12 protein-coding genes are annotated in these 17,073 nt (G+C 73.8%); all 12 read right to left on the reverse strand.

Features of this window, described 5'->3' with window-relative positions:
* Window positions 1–25: 25 nt before the first annotated feature.
* Window positions 26–1,243, reverse strand: coding sequence for a hypothetical protein (locus tag VHA72_RS00245; RefSeq protein ID WP_325572417.1), 1,218 nt, complete (start codon window positions 1,241–1,243; stop codon window positions 26–28).
* Between the two features lie 53 nt (window positions 1,244–1,296).
* Window positions 1,297–1,905 (reverse strand): ACT domain-containing protein, encoded by a 609-nt coding sequence (locus VHA72_RS00250; RefSeq protein WP_325572419.1) that lies wholly within the window; start codon window positions 1,903–1,905, stop codon window positions 1,297–1,299.
* A gap of 53 nt (window positions 1,906–1,958) precedes the next feature.
* Complete coding sequence (recD, locus tag VHA72_RS00255) at window positions 1,959–3,725, reverse strand: exodeoxyribonuclease V subunit alpha (RefSeq protein ID WP_325572421.1); 1,767 nt, start codon at window positions 3,723–3,725, stop codon at window positions 1,959–1,961.
* On the reverse strand, window positions 3,722–6,949 hold the full coding sequence (locus tag VHA72_RS00260; protein ID WP_325572423.1) for a UvrD-helicase domain-containing protein: 3,228 nt from the start codon (window positions 6,947–6,949) through the stop codon (window positions 3,722–3,724). The genes recD and VHA72_RS00260 overlap by 4 nt, the downstream gene beginning before the upstream one ends.
* Window positions 6,946–10,266, reverse strand: a complete 3,321-nt coding sequence (recC, locus tag VHA72_RS00265) for an exodeoxyribonuclease V subunit gamma (RefSeq protein ID WP_325572425.1) — start codon at window positions 10,264–10,266, stop codon at window positions 6,946–6,948. Before recC ends, VHA72_RS00260 begins: the two co-directional genes overlap by 4 nt.
* Window positions 10,267–10,308: 42 nt before the next feature.
* Window positions 10,309–10,782 (reverse strand): PGPGW domain-containing protein, encoded by a 474-nt coding sequence (locus tag VHA72_RS00270; RefSeq protein ID WP_325572427.1) that lies wholly within the window; start codon window positions 10,780–10,782, stop codon window positions 10,309–10,311.
* 43 nt (window positions 10,783–10,825) lie between these two features.
* A complete protein-coding gene (locus VHA72_RS00275) occupies window positions 10,826–11,815 on the reverse strand; it encodes a helix-turn-helix transcriptional regulator (RefSeq protein ID WP_325572429.1) in 990 nt (329 codons plus the stop codon).
* Between the two features lie 52 nt (window positions 11,816–11,867).
* Window positions 11,868–13,574 carry an amidohydrolase gene (locus VHA72_RS00280; protein ID WP_325572431.1) on the reverse strand — a complete coding sequence of 569 codons (1,707 nt, stop codon included), beginning with the start codon at window positions 13,572–13,574 and terminating at the stop codon, window positions 11,868–11,870.
* A gap of 182 nt (window positions 13,575–13,756) precedes the next feature.
* Window positions 13,757–14,305 carry a flavin reductase family protein gene (locus VHA72_RS00285; RefSeq protein WP_325572433.1) on the reverse strand — a complete coding sequence of 183 codons (549 nt, stop codon included), beginning with the start codon at window positions 14,303–14,305 and terminating at the stop codon, window positions 13,757–13,759.
* Between the two features lie 3 nt (window positions 14,306–14,308).
* A complete protein-coding gene (locus VHA72_RS00290) occupies window positions 14,309–15,313 on the reverse strand; it encodes a TauD/TfdA dioxygenase family protein (protein WP_325572435.1) in 1,005 nt (334 codons plus the stop codon).
* A 53-nt stretch (window positions 15,314–15,366) separates the two neighbouring features.
* Window positions 15,367–16,254 (reverse strand): ABC transporter permease, encoded by an 888-nt coding sequence (locus VHA72_RS00295; protein WP_325572437.1) that lies wholly within the window; start codon window positions 16,252–16,254, stop codon window positions 15,367–15,369.
* 9 nt (window positions 16,255–16,263) lie between these two features.
* Window positions 16,264–17,073: an ABC transporter ATP-binding protein gene (locus tag VHA72_RS00300; RefSeq protein ID WP_325572438.1), complete on the reverse strand. Its 810-nt coding sequence runs from the start codon at window positions 17,071–17,073 to the stop codon at window positions 16,264–16,266.

Consider the following 17,073-nt stretch of genomic DNA (forward strand, 5'->3'; position numbering starts at 1 on the left):
TTCGTGCTCGAGCGGATCTGAGCCCTCACCACCAGACCTGGCTGTGGATCCCGACGTACCAGAGCACGGCCATGCCGAGCAGCGCCAGGATCCAGGCGGCCAGACGGGTGCCGGCGATCCGGGTGGCGTTGAGCCGCGCGACCGCCGGCCGCTCGGCGAGGCCGCGGAGCCCGCGGTGACCGCGGAGCTCCCAGAACCACGCCGGTGCAACGCCGCCCAGGACCGTGACCAGCCGCTGGAACTCGGCGGTGGTCAGGCCCGCGACGTACTGCTGGCTGGCGGGCACCGCCCGCACCACGTCCTGGAGTGAGGGCCCGGCCGCGCGGTCGGGATCGTCGGCGGCGGCGCGGTGCCAGGCCCGGTCACGGATGAGGTCGTCGACCGGCACCTCCGCCGGACGCGGCTGCGGCTGTGGCTGTGGCTCCACGGCGACACGCTCGGGCGCTGCCGCGGCGTGCTCCCGCCAGGCGCCGGGATCGGCGGCCTGCCATTGCGCCCGCAGCTCGGCGCGCGACGGCAGCGGCTCCCCGCCGCGGATCTCACGGAGCACCTGATAGGCGTCGCGGAAGTCGATGCCGGTCCTCTTCAGTACGACGACGAGGCGCTCGAGGCTGGGGCCGGCGGCGGCCGACGCCGGGTTCGGGGTGGATGGCCCCGACGACGGGGCCGGGGCGTCGGGTGCGGCCGACTCGGGCTCCCCGAGCGCGGACGGGAGCGCCCGACCCGCCGCCGACTGGCCCGGGGCAGCCGGTGGCTCACCGGCCTGGCCGGTCTGGGCGGCCTGGGCGGCCTGGGTCGACGCCGACGCCTGCCCCGGCACCTTCGCGGGCACCTGCGCGGACTCACCCGCCGGCGCCTCGGCACGGCCCTCGGGCTCCGCATCCCTCACGTCCTGCGGCGCGAACCGCTGCGGCACCGGCTCGTCCCTGACCTCCAGCGGGCCGCGGCGGGCCGCGGTGAGCCAGCCGTCGGCGACGGTCAGCGCCTCCGACTCGCCCTCGGTGAGCTCGACGACGATGGCCTCCTCCAGCAGCGCCGCCGCGGTCGGATCCGCGTCACCGGCCCGGCCGGCCACCTGGCGTCGGGCAGTTCGGGCGGCGTTCTCCGTACCGGCTCCGGAGGCGGCGCCCGCCTCGGTCCCGTCGAGCATCTCCAGCTCGTCCGCGAGGGCGCGCTCGGCGGCCCCCATCAGCGCACGCTGCAGGCCGTGGGCAGGGCCGCCGCCGACCGCGGGGATGCTCATGCCGCCTCCGATCGGCAGCCGCCCGCGTCACCTGAGCGGGTCACCTGAGCGGGTCAGCCGCGGGCGATGGATGCGGCCAGGCCGACCAGATGACCCAGCCGAGCCAGCTCGGAGTCCAGGAACTCCGGGCCGCCACGCCGGCCGATGACGACGATCTCGTTGCCGTCGATGCGGGCGCCGGCGTAGAGGTTGTCCTCGTCGCCCTCGACCTCGAGCCGGGCCGCCCGCTCGATGTCGACGAACGGCAGGTCGCGGGGCGCGCCCTCGGTGGCGAGGCCGACGCCGTGCACCCGGTGCACCCGGATCGCCCAGTCGGCGCGGAAGGTCAGCGGCAGCACCTCGACCAGCCGGTCCAACGCCTCGTCGGGGTTCTCGGTCAGGTCCTCGACCGCCTCGAGGTCCAGGAACAGGTTGCCGCCGGCGGCGTACCTGCTGATCCAGATCACTCGGACGCCGTCCAGGGCGTTGCACGCCGAGACGATCGAGTCGGGCATGGCGCCGGGCGCCACTTCGAGGAGAACGTCGTCGACGGCTGTCCCGTGGTGGTTCTTCTCCACGATCTCGATCGCCTCGATGTCGCCGCCCGCCTCACCGATCGAGGAGGCGAGCCGACCGAGCGAACCCGGAACGTCGGGCAGCTCGACGCGCAGCAGGTACGGCATTGCCCGACCCTAACCCGAAAGACCCGCCCGCGAGGTGGGATGCCACACGCTGGTCACCCATCGAGTCGGCCCGCCTCGACCAGGCGGTCGCGCAGCCCGCTCGCGCGCCGGGCCCGGCGGGTCACCGCTGCGGCCACCGCCTCGCGGCTGCCGATCACCGTCACCGCCTCCTGGGCCCGGGTGACCGCGGTGTAGAAGAGCTCGCGGGTCAGCAGCGGGGAGTCCGCGGGCGGCAACAGCACTGTCACCTCCCGAGCCTGGCTGCCCTGGCTCTTGTGCACCGTCATCGCATGCAACGTCTCGAGGTCGCCCAACCGCGAGGGCGGGTACGCCGCGCCTGCGGCGATCTGCACCATCAGGTCGTCTCCGTCCGCGACGGCTACGCCGGTGTCGCCGTTGAAGAGCCCGACGCTGTAGTCGTTGGCGGTGACCAGGACGGGACGACCGGCGTACCACTCCCCCAGCCAGGCCCCGGCCGCGTCGCCGAGCCAGCGCTCGACCTGGCGGTTCCAGTGCTGAGCACCCCACGGGCCATCGCGATGCGCGCACAGCAGCCGGTGTGCGTCAGCGACCTCGACGGCACCGAGACGGTCCCCGAGGAGCGCAGTCCGGCGCAGCTCGACGGCGTGCTCGGTCAGCCGGGCGCGCAGCCCCGCCATCGCCGCCGCGTCGCCCGGGTCGGACCGGCGCAACGCAGGGTCGCCGGCATCGAGCAGCGCGAGAACGCGGTCGGCGTCACCGTCGCGCAGGGCCTGGGCGAGCTCGCCGATGCCGGCGCCGAAGCGGTGGGTGGTGCGCAGCGCGGCGACCGCCCGAGGGTCGCGGGCGGACAGGCCCGCCACCAGATCGGCGAGGACTGCGCCGGCCTCGACCGAGGCGAGCTGGTCGGGGTCACCGACCAGGATCAGTCGCGCGTCGGGCCGCGCCGCCTCCACCAGCCTGGCCATCATGGTCAGCGAGACCATCGAGGTCTCGTCGACCACGATCAGGTCGTGCGGCAGCCGGTTGCCGCGATGGTGGGCGAACCGAGTCGAGGAGCCCGGCCGCCAGCCGAGCAGGCGGTGCAGCGTCGAGGCGGTCAGCCCGCCGAGTCGCGCGCGGTCCTCGTCGGTGAACCGCTGCTGGCGCTGCGCCTCCTCGACCGCCTCCTGCAGCCGCGCGGCCGCCTTGCCGGTGGGCGCGGTGAGCGCGATCCGCAGCGGCCGCTCCGCGGCGCCGGCCACCAGCGCCAGCAGGCCGGCGACGGTGGTGGTCTTGCCGGTGCCGGGGCCGCCGGTGAGCACGGTGGTCCACTGCCGGGCCGCGGCCAGGGCGGCGGAACGCTGCTCGGCGTACCCGTCTCCGGGGAAGAGCCGCGCCGCCTCGGTCTCGAGCCGGTCGTCGTCGACCGGCGGTGGCGGGGCAGCGGCGCGAGTGAGCAGGTCGTCGCGGACCTGGCCCTCCTCGCGCCAGTACCGGTCGAGGTAGAGCAGGCCACCGTCGACCCGGATCACCGAGGAGGCGGCGAGCGCACTGGCCGCGACCCGGTCGAGCCAGCCCTCGCCCGGTCCGGGCAGGTCGTCCTCGGCCGCGATCTCGGCGGCCAGCTCGGCGAGATCGACACAGACCGAACCCTGGCGAGCTGCCCGGACCGCGTGGGCGACACCGAGCAGGACGTCCGGGTCCTGCTCGCCGACCAGGGCGGCGGTGCGGGTGGCGACGTGGACGTCGGCGGCGGTGAGCACGCCCGCGGCGTTGTGTGCGGCCAACACCCCGGTAGCGCAGCGCGCGATCCGCGGGTCCGCCGGGTCGGGAGCCTCGTCGATCCAGCGCTCGATCATCGCCTCTCACCGTCCAACAGGTCCGACAGCGCGGTCACCAGGGCGGTCGGCGGCCGCCACGAGAAGACGCCGGCGGGATGCTCCTCGACGACGGGCGTCTCGGGGCCGCACATGCCGCGCAGGTAGAGGTGGAGCACGCCGCCGAGATGCCTCTCGGCGTCGTAGCCGGGCAGCCGCCAGCGCAGGTAGCGGTGCACGACGACCGCATACAGCAGCGCCTGAAGCGGGTAGTGCGAGTGCAGCATCGCGGTGGCCAGGTCGAGGTAGTCACTGGCGAACTCGCCGAGGAAGTTGGTCTTGTAGTCGACGATCAGGAAGCGGCCGTCGGGCAGCCGCAGCACGGCGTCGACCGAGCCGGCCAGGTAGCCGCGCAGCGGCTGATCGCCAAGCACGGGCTGCTCCAGCCGCGCGGCGTACGGCGCCAGCGGGTCGTCGACCGTCAGGTGCTCGCGCAGCAGCGGGGCGACGTCGCGCAGCCACACCTCGCGGCGCTCACCGCGGACGTCGCCGCCGGCCAACGGCAGCTCGAACTCCAGCTCCCGGAGCCGGTCGGACCGGCCGATGTCGGCGAGGGTGAGCCCGCCGGCCAGCGGACCGAGCGGGGTGTGATGCAGCGGCACCAGCGCGGCGGCCAGGGTCGCCGGCTCGGTCGGCATCGGCGCCCAGCGGAGCTGCTCGGTGACATGGGCCAGCAGCTCGGCCTGCAGGTCGGATGCCTTCGGGTCGGCGTGCTCGAGCACGGCATGGACCAACGTCCCGAAGGCGGCGCCCATCGGCAGATCGGCCATCGGCGAACGCGGCCCTTCCGGTGGCCCCTCCAATGGGCTCTCGGGCTCGACCGTCTCGCCCTCGGCCGGCTCGTCGTCCTTGCCACCGGCCTCCGGCTCGGAGCCGACGTGGGCGCCCTCCTCGACCCGGATGAGGGCGGAGTACGACGTGCGGCGCCAGTCCGCGTCGACCTCGCGGTCGAACCGTCGCACGGCCAGCCCCGCGCCACCGTCGTCCACCGTCGGTGGCGTCGCGTCGGCCACCTCGGCCAGCTCCGCGGCCGGACCGCCAAGCTGCTCGATCAGGCCGAGGACCCGCTCGGCGTACTCGTCGTCGCCGACCTCCTGTCGCGCCGGCACCTCGGCCGTGCCGGGCTGGCGCCCGAACAGCAGCCGGTGCAGGCCACCGACGGCGGTGTTGTAGGTCGGCGCCCACCAGGCGACGACCTGGGACTGAGCGCGGGTGAGGGCGACGTACAGCTCGCGCAGCTCCTCGCCGGACTCCTCGGCGCGGTGCTCGGCGGCGTGTCCGCCGGTGACGTCGAGGGTGCGCTGGCCGGTTGCGTCATGGAAGAGCGCGACGTCGACCGGGAACTCGAAGGTCTGGTAGGCGAAGGGCAGGTAGACCACCGGGTACTCCAGGCCCTTGCTGCCGTGCACGGTGACGACCTGCACGGCGGCGGCATCCGAGTCGAGCCGACGCGGACGCTCGCTGGCGGCGGTGCGCCGGCGCTCCTCGCGGAACCAGCCCAGCAGCGCGGTCGGGCCCAGCCGCTCGCGGACGGCGGTCTCGTGCAGCAGCTGGCCGAGATGACGCACGTCGGTCAGCAGCCGCTCCCCGTCGACCCGCCCGAGCACCCGCGAGGTCAGGCCGCGTTCCTCGGCGGCTTCGACCAGGGCCGCGACGCCGCGACTGCGCAGCAGCAGGCCCCAGCCGCGCAGGGTATCGGCGATCTGCGCTGGCAGCAGCTCGCCGCCCGCGTCGAGGCGCCGCGCGTCGTCCCCGACGAAGCACGGCAGTGCGGCCGCATGCACCAGGCCGGAGCGGTGCGGCGCCTCCAGGGCGGCCAGCAGCGCCAGCCAGTCGTCTCCGGCGGGGGTGAGGAAGACGTCGCCGCCACCCTGCAGGACCGCCGGGATGCCGCGCTCGTGCAGGGCGCGCTGCACGAGCCCGCCCTGGTCCCGGGTGGCGACGAGGACGGCGACGTGGCCCGCCCGGATCTCCTCCTCGCACCAGGTGGCACCCGAGGCGAGCAACTCGGCGACGTCGCCGGCCAGGTCGCGGGCGATGAACTCGCGAGCCTCGGCGGCGCCGATCTGACCTCGCTTGAGCGGGAACCCGGCGCGAGACACCCGCCGGATCCGGAACGGCGCCGGATGCGGTGCGCCGACCAGCCGGCCCTCCCGGTGGCTGGCCCGCACGTCGTGGACCACGATCTCGGGATGGCCCAGAGCGGCCCCGCGGAGCACGACCTGCAGCCGGTCGAGCAGCCCGGCGTCGGTGCGCCAGTTGGTGCCGAGCGTCTCGCGGGCGGTCGCGGTCGCGGCCGCCTGCAGGTAGGTGACGACGTCGCCGCCGCGGAAGGCGTAGATGGCCTGCTTGGGGTCGCCGATGAGCACCATCGTGGCGTGTCCGCTGAACGCTCGATCCAGCACCTGCCACTGCACCGGGTCGGTGTCTTGGAACTCGTCCACCAGCACGATCCGCCAGCGCTGCCGCATCCGCGCCCGGGCGGGTGCCTCCGGCTCGGTGAGCGCCGCGGCCAGCCGGCTGAGCAGGTCGTCGTAGGAGAGGATGCCCAGCCTGCGCTTGCGCCGCTCGACCTCCGCGCGGACCGCCTCGGCGAACCCGACCCGGGCCGCGCCGACCGGATCGGCGGCCGGGGCGAGCACCGCCTGCGGGTCGCCGACCGCCGCCCGGGCGAGCGCCAGCGCGTCGCCGCGGCCGAACGGCGGCGGCTCGCGCAGCTGCCCGAAGCGGCCCAGATCGAGGTCGGCGACGACCTCGACGACCAGCTCGTCCAGCGATTCGACCAGGGTCGCGCCGGCATCGGTGTCGCCGGCCACTCCGAGCGAGCGCAGCACGAGCTGGCAGAACTGGTGGGTCGTCGCGATCGTGGCCGCGTCGAAGTCGGCCAGCGCCTCGCGCAGCCGCTGCCGCCGCCACTCTCGCTCGGCGTCGTCGACCGAGAGCAGGTGGGCCAGGAAGTCGCTCCCGCCGGCGTCGCCGGTGGCCAGCGCGCGCTCGGCCTCGACGAGCTGGTCACGGACCCGCTCGCGCATCTCCTGGCTGGCCGCACGCCCGAACGTCACCACCAGCAGCTGGTCGAGCGTCGCCACCCCCTCGGCGACGTAGCGGGTCACCAGCGCGCCGATGGTGAACGTCTTGCCGGTGCCGGCGCTGGCCTCCAGCAGCGTCGTGCCGGTGGGCAGCGGGCCACAGATGTCGAAGGTCACCACGACCCCTGTTCCGCGATCAGCAGCGGGCTCCACACCCGCATCGCCAGCGCGCCGAAGCGGGAGGTCTCCCCGTCGTACTCCTCGCCCGGACGAGGAGGCTCGGCCAATCCGGGCAGCGACGCCCTCGGGCCCCACACCCGCACCTGCTCGGGATCGCTGCACTCGCCGGGGAAGCGGCCGTCGTTCCAGTCGTAGCCGGCCTTGACCAGCGCCTCGTCGATGGTGGCGTGGGTGCGGCGCTGGCGGGCGTAGCCCAGCGATGCCTTGAGTGGGAGAGGCAGCGGCTCGGCCAGGCCGGCGTCGCGCAGCGCCACCAGGTCGCGCAGCATCGACCGGGCGCGATGGTCGAGCGGCCCGAGCTGGGAGAGCCCGACCGGCGTGCGGGAGCGGCTGTTGCCGGGTCGCCCGATGGTGTGCGCCGACCACGCTCGGTCCTCGTCGCTGGCGGCCAGGGCGAGCAGCTGCAGCCACGACTGCAGCCGGTGGACCGGGCCGAGCCGGCTGTAGGAGACCGGGACGAGGCGGTCGCCGTACACCTGCGGGACCGTGCCGCGCAGCCGCCGGCCGTCGCCGAGATCCACGTCGACGTCGACTGCCTGCGCGGGTCGGGTGCGCAGGGCGAGCGCCTCCCGGGCGAGCGGCGTGGCCTTGTCGAGGACGTCGCCGAGCAGCCGCCAGCCGAGGAAGCCCGGAGGCAGGACGCCGCGGCGCCACTCGTGCTGACGCGCGGTCGCGGGATCCAGGCCGGCGAGCAGGTCGCGCAGCACCCGGTCACCCACGCCCCACAGCGCGAGGTTGTCGATCTCCACGGGCAGGCCGTCGTCGAGCGGATCCTCCTCGCGGGGCAGGGCGAGGGCGAGCCGGTCGCGCAGGAAGCCGCGCACCGGGCTGCGCCAGAACGAGAGCAGCTCCTCCAGCGACACGTCGTCGGGCTCGACGGGGGCGAGGGGGCCGGGCAGGAAGGTAACGGTGACGCGCTCCCCGCGGGCGGCTCGGGCGCCGGCCAGCGCGGCGGCGTCGAAGCTGAACACCTTGCCGGGCACGAGTGCACCGGGCTCCAGGTTGCGTACGTCGAACGGCTGCAGCGGATGGTGCACCGTCACCGCCTCGGACACCCGGCCGCTGGGGGCGGTCGCGGTCAGGTCGAGCGCGTCGAGCAGCTCGCCCAGCGGCACCGCGGGCGGGCGCGGCTGGCCGGAGTACTCCCCGGCGCCGGTGTAGGTCACGACCAGCGTGTCGACGGCGGCGAGGATGGCGTCGAGGAACAGCTGCCGGTCCTCGCTGCGCGGATCGCGCTCGCCGGTCAGCGGCTCGCGGGCCAGCACGTCGTCGCCGTCGCTGATCCCGACCCGCGGGAAGACCCCGTCGTCGAGCCCGAGCAGGCACACCACCCGGTGTGGCACCGACCGCATCGGCACCAGCGTCGCCACCGTGAGGGTGCCGGTGCGGAAGTTGGCCCGGGTGGGGCGGCCCTCGAGCCGGTCGGCCACCAGCGCGCGTACGTCGGGCAGCCGCAGCGCGCTGGCTCCGCGCTCCCCGGCCGCGTGCCGGACGTCGCCGAGGATGCGCTGCACCTGGCCGCGCTGCCACGCCTCGGTCACCGGCACGTCGGCGAGCGCGTCGATGCCCTCGCCGAGCGCGCCCAGCCAGTGCTCCAGGTCGTGCACGCCGACCAGCGCGTCGGTGACCACGCGCAGCCGGTCGACGAACTCCGCCAGCCGGCCGACCAGGTCGATGTCGCCGCTGCCGACGTCGTCCAGCGGCAGGGTCCGATCAAGCCAGGTGCCGGCGTCCTCCGACATCGCCACCCCCGCCAGCAGCCGGTCGAGTCCGAACTCCCAGGTGTTGGCGACATAGGACTCCAGCCCGAACTCCGCCCGGTGCGCCGCGTCGAATCCCCACCTGATGCCGGCCGCACGCGCCCACTCGGCGAGCTGCTGCAGGTCCTCCTCGCGGAACCGGAACCGACGCCGCACCGGCTCGAGATGCGCCAGGTCGAGCACGGCGCTCACCCCGGCGCGGCCACCGGCCAGGTCGAGCAGCCGGCCGGCCAGGTCGAGCAGCGGGTTGGTGCGGTCCAGCGCCCGGTCGGCCAGCCGCACCCGCAGCCGGTGGACCGGATGACCACCCGGCCCGACCACCTCGGCCAGACCGAACGCCGCCTCGATCAGTGGAGCGTAGGTCTCCACGTCGGGGCACATCACCAGCACGTCGCGGGGCTCGAGGGTGGGGTCGTCCGCGAGCAGGCCGAGCAGCACTTCGCGCAGCACCTCCACCTGACGGGCCGGACCGTGACAGGCGTGGATCTGCACCGATCGGTCCTCGGGCGACCACGTGCGGGGCCCGGTGACGGCGTTGGCCCGCAGATCCTGCTGCAGCCAGCCGAGGAGCGTGTCGGGAGACTCGACGGCGCCGGCGGGCTGCTCCTCGACGTACTCGATCGTGGACAGCGCTCGCTGCAGCTCGCGGGTGTCGCGGCCCAGGGTCGCCAGCAGCGGATGTCCGACCCGGCCGGCCGACGGGTCGTCGCGGCGCGGCACCGGGCCACGCAGGTCGCGCAGCGCCTCCCACAGCGCTGCGGAGGGGTGCGGGAGCCACAGGTGGACGTCGCGATGTTCGCCGAGCGCCTCGATCAGCTGCACCTCGGTGGGCGGCACCCGGGTGTGCCCGAAGAGCGAGAGTCGCTCGGGCAGCTCGAACGCGCCGGGCTCCTCACGCAGCCGGCGCAGTGCCTCCCGCTGTCGCTCGACCGGCGTCGGGCCCGGCACCAGCTCCGCGACCCGGCGCCACAGCGCGGGCTGCCAGGCCAGGTCGTCCGGCAGCTCGTCGCGGCCGGCCGCCCAGTCCTCGAGCAGGGTCGGTCGCTGGGCGGCGTACGACGCGAAGAGCCGCGCCAACCGTCGCGCCGTCGCCAGCCGTCGGCCGCGGCGCAGGTCGCCCTCCTCGCCGGCGAGCCCGTGACCGAGATGTCGGGCGAGTGCCGCCGCCCACGGCTCGTCGAGGGAGGCATCGATCGCGGCGAGCAGCGGCCAGGCCAGCGCCTGCGGCGACCAGGGATCGTCGTCCTCCTCGCGCAGCGCGGCGAACAGCGACCACGGCGAGCGGAACTCCACACCGGCACACACGCCGTCCTCCCGGCCGGCCGCGGCGCCCAGCCGGTGTGACAGCCGCTGCGAGAGCCACCGCTCCACGCCGCGCGCCGGCACCACCACCAGCTCGCCGGCGAAAGGATCGGCCATCGGCACGGCGAGCAGCTCGCCGAGCGCGTCGGCGAGCTGGTCGGTGCGCGCAGCGCGATGGAGCCGGACAGCCACAGGCGGCAACCTACAAGCGACCACCGACAGGGGCGGGAGAAGTCACCCCTCGTCCGCCCGGTCCGCCTCCTCGATCTCCCGCTCCAGCTCGACGAAGGCGGCCGGCTTCCCGTGGAACCGCCGATAGCTGTAGGCGAGCGTCGCCAGCGCGATCAGGCAGGAGAGCAGCAGCGTCGCGCCGGTCTCCCAGCCGCCGAGCAGCCACCAGGAGTCGCGCAGCGGCCACCAGCCGGGAGCGTCGGGCCGCACGATCCACAGCACGCCGACGGCGCCGATCGCCAGCGCGGCGAGGGTGGAGCCGGCCAACCGCGGCCAGGTCTGGACGCCCTCCGCGGCGCTGCGCAGTGCCCGCAGCCGGATCGGGTCGACGCGCCGCTCGGCCCACTCGTACTGCTGCGAGAGCAGCACCAGCCCGGCGAAGATCATCAACAGCCCTGGCCCCGGCAGCACCAGCGCGGCGATCCCGGCGACGACGAGCACCCACCCGACGCCCTCGAGCAGCAGCCGCCTCAGCATGGCATCGAGACTGCCAGATCCCGCGGGGCCTCGTACGACGGCCTCAGTCGATCGGCTCCAGCCCCCAGGCCGCCGCCCGGCTGGCGGCCGCGGCCCGATTGGGCAGGCCGAGCTTGGCCAGCAGGTGCTCGACGTGGGTAGCGACGGTCCGCACGCTGACGTGCAGCCGGAGTGCGATCTCGGGGTTGGTGCGCCCGAGCGTGAGCTGGGCGAGCACCTGTAGTTCCCTCCCGGACAGGCCGTCGCGGGTGGCGGCGCGGCTGCACACCACCACGGTGCTCGAGCCGCGCCGGCTCAGCCGCAGTTCGTGCAGGGTGGCCGCGTGCGGCACCAGCACCGTGGTCGGAAGCTGGCGCGTCACGGCCACTCGGCGGACCAGGTCGGCCAGCTCGGCCTCGGCGCCCCGCAGGTCCGGCGGCAGCGCACCGGCCGGAACGGCCATGGCGCCAGCCGGCCGGTCCGGTACCACCAGCACCGTCGAGTCGACGGCCGCTCCGCCATCGTCCGACACCCCCTGCGCAGCCCCGGCCACCGCCTCCGCCAGACAGTCGTCGAGCAGGCCGAGCGCCAGAGCGGGCGCCCGCGACGGCCCGCGCCGATGCCGCAGGCTGAGGTTGAGGACCCCGACGTACCGACCGTCGCGAGAGAACAGGCACTTGGTCATGCCGTCCTCGAAGCCGCACGGCTCCAGCACCTCCTGGATCGTGGTCGAGATGGGCCGCAGCTCGGCGGGTACGTCCCGCAGCCAGAGCGTCCCACCGGGATGCCTGATCATGGCGAACAACGGGTCCTCGTGCAGCCGCGCGGCGAGGTGCTCGGCCACCGGCTCGGCGTAGTCACCGGCGAGTACGACGTGCCGGCGCCGGGTGTCGTCCCAGCGCGCCAGTGAGGCGTGGTCGTAGGGCACGACGCCAGCCAGCGCACTGAGCAGGCTCTCGGCCGGAGCGCCCCCGCGGGCGGCGTCGCGGGCCACGTCGCGGACGCACGCCACGGCCTCGAGGATGGCCTCCGTCGACCCGGGCCGCGCTTTCATCCGACCAGCATGGGTGGCCGGCGCGGTCCGGGTCAACGAGGGTCGGCGACGCTCAGACAGCGTCGGCGACGTCGTACACGACCCTGCCGTCGAGGACGGTGAGCAGCACCGGGAGGGCCGGGATGTCGTGCGGGTCGACCGCGAGCAGGTCGCCGCCGAGGACGCACAGATCGGCGACCTTGCCCACCTCCAGCGAGCCCTTCCAGTCCTCGGCGAAGTCCTGCCAGGCCGCGTTGATGGTGTAGGTCCGGACCGCCTCGGCCAGCGTGATGCGCTGGTCGGGGCCGCTGACCGAGCCGGTCGCCTTCGACTCGCGCAGCAGCATGGTGGCGATGCCCTGTCGCCAGTCCGGGTGGGTCACCGGTGCGTCGGAGCTGCTCATCACCGTGATGCCGGCGTCGATCGCGTCCCGGTAGGGCCACTCGTACGCCGCCCGCTCCGGCCCGACGAAGTCGACCTCGAGGTCGGCGATGGTCCACTTGATCGTCGGGTTCATGTTGACGCCGAGTCCCCGCTCGGCCAGCGACCGCATCGCGGTCGGCGTCAGGAAGTCACCGTGGATCAGGTAGTGCCGCGGGTCGTCACGCGGATGGTCGGCCATCGCCTTGTCGAAGGCCCCGACCACGGTGTCGATGCCGCGGTCGCCGGTGACGTGGACGCCGACCTGGTAGCCGGCCGCATGGGCGTGACGGATCATCTCGGTGATCTCCGCGACCCGCTCCTCGTCGGTCTCGCCGGCGATGCTGAGACAGCCGCAGCCGCCGCCGACGTACTCCTCGTGCATCCAGGAGGACTTGTTCGGCGGGATCCCGTCGGCGAAGACCTTCACCCCGATGACGTTGAGTCGGCGCGGGTCGTCGCTGTGCCGCTCGTCCATCGCGTCGAGGGCCTCGGTGAACGCCGCGGCCGTGCTCGACAGCCCGGTGGGCAGCAGCAGCACGCTGACCCGGGCGGTCAGCTCGTCGTCGGCCAACAGCCGGCGGTAGACGTCGAGCCCCTGAGCGCCGAGCCCGCCACCGAGGATCTGCTCGCCGCCGGGGCCCAGGCCCGGCTCGGTGTAGCTGGTGATGCCCAACGCCCGCAGCTTGTCCAGGGTGGAGCGGATGGCTGCCGTCCGCGCCGCCGCGTCGAGCGGCGGCTGGACGCGCTGCACGATCGCCTGCGCGCCCTCCTGGAGCAGACCCGTCGGGTCGCCGGCCGCGTCCTTGAGGATGATGCCGCCCGGCGGCGGCACGGTGTCGCGGTCGAGACCGGCCAGCTCCAGCGCCCGGGAGTTGACCCACGAGGCGTGCCCGGAGAAGTCCTGCAGGAGCACCGGATGGTCGGGGCTGACCGCGTCGAGGTCGTGCCGGGTGGGCAGCCGGGAGGAGTCGGCCAGGCACTCGGCGAGGTAGCCGGTGTCCCAGCCGATGCCCACGATCCACTGGTCCGGCTCCGCGTGTACGACGGCGGCGCGGACCACCTCGGCGACATCGGCGATGGACGTCACGGCGGGATGGGCGACGTCGAGCGCCAGCGGCGGCGAGGCCAGCCCGTAGGCGCACCCGTGCAGGTGGGAGTCGTTGATGCCGGGCAGCAGCGTGCCACCGGCCAGGTCGACGACCCGTGTCCGCGGCCCGATGAGCGGCTCGACGACGGATCGGTCACCAACGGCGCTGATCCTGCCGTCGGTCACGGCCAGCGCTTGGGCGACGGTGAACTCGGCGTCGACGGTGAGGACGGAGCCGTCCACGAAGACGAGATCGGCGAACTCTGACATCAGACCTCCTGGGTCCACGGTGGGGTGTGAGGTGACTGTGCCCCCACCCGCCGGCCTCGCGCATCGGTCAGTTGACCGATGCGTTCGGACCCGAACGGCCGACGGGTGGGTGGCCGACGGACTCGGCCGGCCACCCACCTCGCCGGCCGGCGGCTGTGCCGCGTCGTGGCCGCCCGGTGGCGTCAGAGCGTGTGGTACCCACCGTCGTGGTAGAGCAGCGGGCTGGACTCGGCGAGACTCGCCTCCTCGACGCGGGCCACCACTAGGTGGGAGTCGCCGGCCGGCAGCCGATGCTGGAGCGTCACCCGCAGCCAGCCCTCGATGCCGTCGAGCAGCGGCTCGCCGGTGGCCAGGCGGCGCCAGCGCGTCGGCGCGGCGAAGCGGTCGATGCCGCTGGTGGCGAACGTGCGCGCCACCTCCTCGTGTTCGGCGCCGAGGAAGTGCACCACGGCGGTCCGTGCCTCACGCACGTGCGGCCAGCTCGACGACGTGGCGGAGATCCCGAAGGAGACCAGCGCGGGCTCCGCGGAGAGCGACGTCAGCGAGGTCGCGGTGAACCCGGCCGGCCCCTGGCCGGCGTCGACGGTGATGACGACGACGCCAGCGGGGTGACGGCGGAACGCGCGCCGGAACCGCACGCTGTCGACCGGCTCCGTGGCGGTCCTGGTGATCTGGTGGCGGCCCACCGCCGGGTCGAGCCTCCGGGCGGCGGCCTGCGTACCGATGCCCATCCGTCAGGAGGCGAGGGACGCGATCGGCGAGTAGTGGCTCGCATCGCCCTTGCGGACCGAGCTGGCCACCCCGTCGACGCTGACCGGTACGTCTCCGGCGAGGGTGATGCGGTGGAGGCGGCGGTGCTGGTCGTCGTAGTCGTCGACGGCGTAGTGCTGGGTGGCCTGGTTGTCCCACAGCGCCAGGTCGCCCAGCCGCCAGCTCCAGCGCACGGTGTTGTCCAGCCGGACGACGTGCCGCTGGAGCAGCCGGAACAGATCGTGCGAATCCTCGCCGGAGAGGCCGACGAAGTGCCGGATGAAGTGGCCCAGCAGCAGCGTCCGCTCGCCGGTGACGGGGTGGATGCGGACGACGGGGTGCTCGGTCTCGTACTCGAGGTGCTGGAACTCCTCGCGGTAGGCGATCTCCTTGACGTCGATGCCACCGATCCGCTTCTCGTCGCGCTCGGCGGCGTAGTCGTACAGGTTCGAGTGCACCGCCCAGAGCTTCTCGGTCAGGGCCTTCAGCGCCGGGTGGAGGAGCTGGTAGGCCCGGGTGGTGTTGGCCCAGACCGTGGTTCCGCCGTACGGCGGCAGTTCGACCGCCCGCAGCAGCGAGGCCGACGGGATCCGGTCCACGAAGGTGACGTCGGTGTGCCAGCTGTTGGCCTTGCCGTGGTCGGAGTCGATCGGCAGGACGGCGTCGCCGTCGCCGGCGACCGTCGGATGCGGCTTGGTCACGGTGCCCAGGAGGGCGGCGAAGGCACGCTGATCGGCGTCGTCGACGTGGTGCTGGTCGCGGAAGAAGACCACCTGGTGGGCGGCGAAGGCCCGCTTGATCTCGGCGATCTGGGCGGCCGGCACGTCGGCGCCGATCGTGACGCCACCGATCTGGGCGCCGATGTGCGCGCCGACCTTTCGCACCGTGATCGCGTCGTAGCCCGGCAGCGGTGCTGCCTGGGTCGCGATGGACGTCGCGATGGACGTCGCGATGGAGTCAGAGGTGAGTGTGTCGAGCTGAGCGGTCATGACGGTTCCTTCTCTGTCGGTCTCTGTCGGTTGGACGGGAGTGCGAGCAGCGCTCAGGCGCGCCAGCGGGAGAAGCGGCGCTCCACGAGGACGAGCAGGTAGTTGAAGGCGACGCCGATGATCGAGATGGTGAGGATCCCGGCGTACATCTCGGGGATCTGGAAGTTGTTCTCGGCCGAGATGATCAGGTAGCCGAGGCCCGCCTTCGCGCCGACGAACTCGGTGGTGATGAGCACCATCATCGAGGCGGCGCCGGAGAGCCGGACGCCGGTGAAGATCGCCGGCACTGCGGCCGGCAGCACCACCTTGCGGAAGAGGCTGAAGCTGGAGAGGCCGAGCGATCTGGCCGACTTCACCAGCAGCGGGTCGATGCTGCGCGCTCCGCTGATGGTGTTGTAGAGCACCACCCAGAAGCAGGCGTAGGTGATCATCGCGATCTTGGAGAAGTCACCGATGCCCAGGATCAGGGTGAAGACCGGGATCAGCGCGACCGCGGCGGTGTTGAGGAAGACGGTCAGCAGCGGGCTGAGCACCTCCGCGACGGTGCGGTACCACGCGATCAGCAGGCCCAGCGGGATGGCGATCGCGAGCGCCACCACGAACCCGGTCAGCGAGCGGTGCAGGCTCGCGGTGATGTCGGTCCACAGGGTGCCGTCGGCGGCGAGCCGGATCAGGGCGTGGACGACCTTGGTGAACGGCGGCAGGAACGCCGACTCGACCCAGCCGACGTTGGGCGCGAGCTGCCACAGGCCGAGCAGGGCGGCGATGGCGATGACCCGCTTGACGCCGGTGCGCAGGCCGCGCCACGCGGTCACCGCGACGGGGGTACGGCGCACCGGTCGCGGCGCCGGCCGAGGTGCAGTCGCCGACGGGGCCGGAGACGGGGCCGGCTGGACGTGGAGCCCGGCGCGCTCGCCGAGCGTGGAGGTGGTCTGACTCATCGTGGACTCCTAGACCGCTACGGGGATGTGCTGGGCTTCGAAGCTGCGCCGCACCTCGTCCTGGAGCAGCTCCCAGATCTGGTGGCGCTGGCGGACGAACTCCGGCGTACCGCGCCGGTCCTCCCCCGCCCGCGCCTCGGGAAGGTCGATGTCGACGACCTCCTTGATGCGTCCGGGCCGCGAGGTCATCACCGCCACCCGCTGGCCGAGGTAGACCGCCTCGTCGATGCCGTGGGTGATGAAGAGGACAGTGCTTCCGGTACGGCGCCAGATCGCGAGCAGGTCGTCCTGCAGCGCCTCGCGGGTCTGGGCGTCCAGCGCGGCGTACGGCTCGTCCATCAGCAGCACCTCGGGCTCGTAGGCGAGGCTGCGCGCGATCGCGACCCGCTGCTTCATGCCGCCGGAGAGCTCGTGCGGATAGCGGTCGGCGAAGGCGGAGAGGCCGACGAGCGCGAGCACCTCGCGGGCGCGCTCGGCGCGCTCCCTGCGCGACACCCTCTTCTGCTCCAGACCGAACTCGACGTTCGCGAGCGCGGTCCGCCACGGGAAGAGCGCGTACTGCTGGAAGACCACGCCGCGGTCGAGCCCCGGGCCGGTGATGGGCTTGCCGTCGATGGTCAGCTCGCCGCTGGTCGGGGTGGTCAGACCGGCGACCAGGTCGAGCAGCGTCGACTTGCCGCAGCCGGAGGGCCCGACCAGGGTCAGGAACTCACCCGCCGGCACCTCGATGCTCACGTCGTCGAGGGCGACGAACTCGCCCCTGGTGGTGCGATCGGGGAACGTCTGGGTCACGTGGCTGATGCTGATGGCGCTGGTCAT

It is taken from the genome of Nocardioides sp., assembly GCF_035547795.1.
Classification (GTDB): domain Bacteria; phylum Actinomycetota; class Actinomycetes; order Propionibacteriales; family Nocardioidaceae; genus Nocardioides.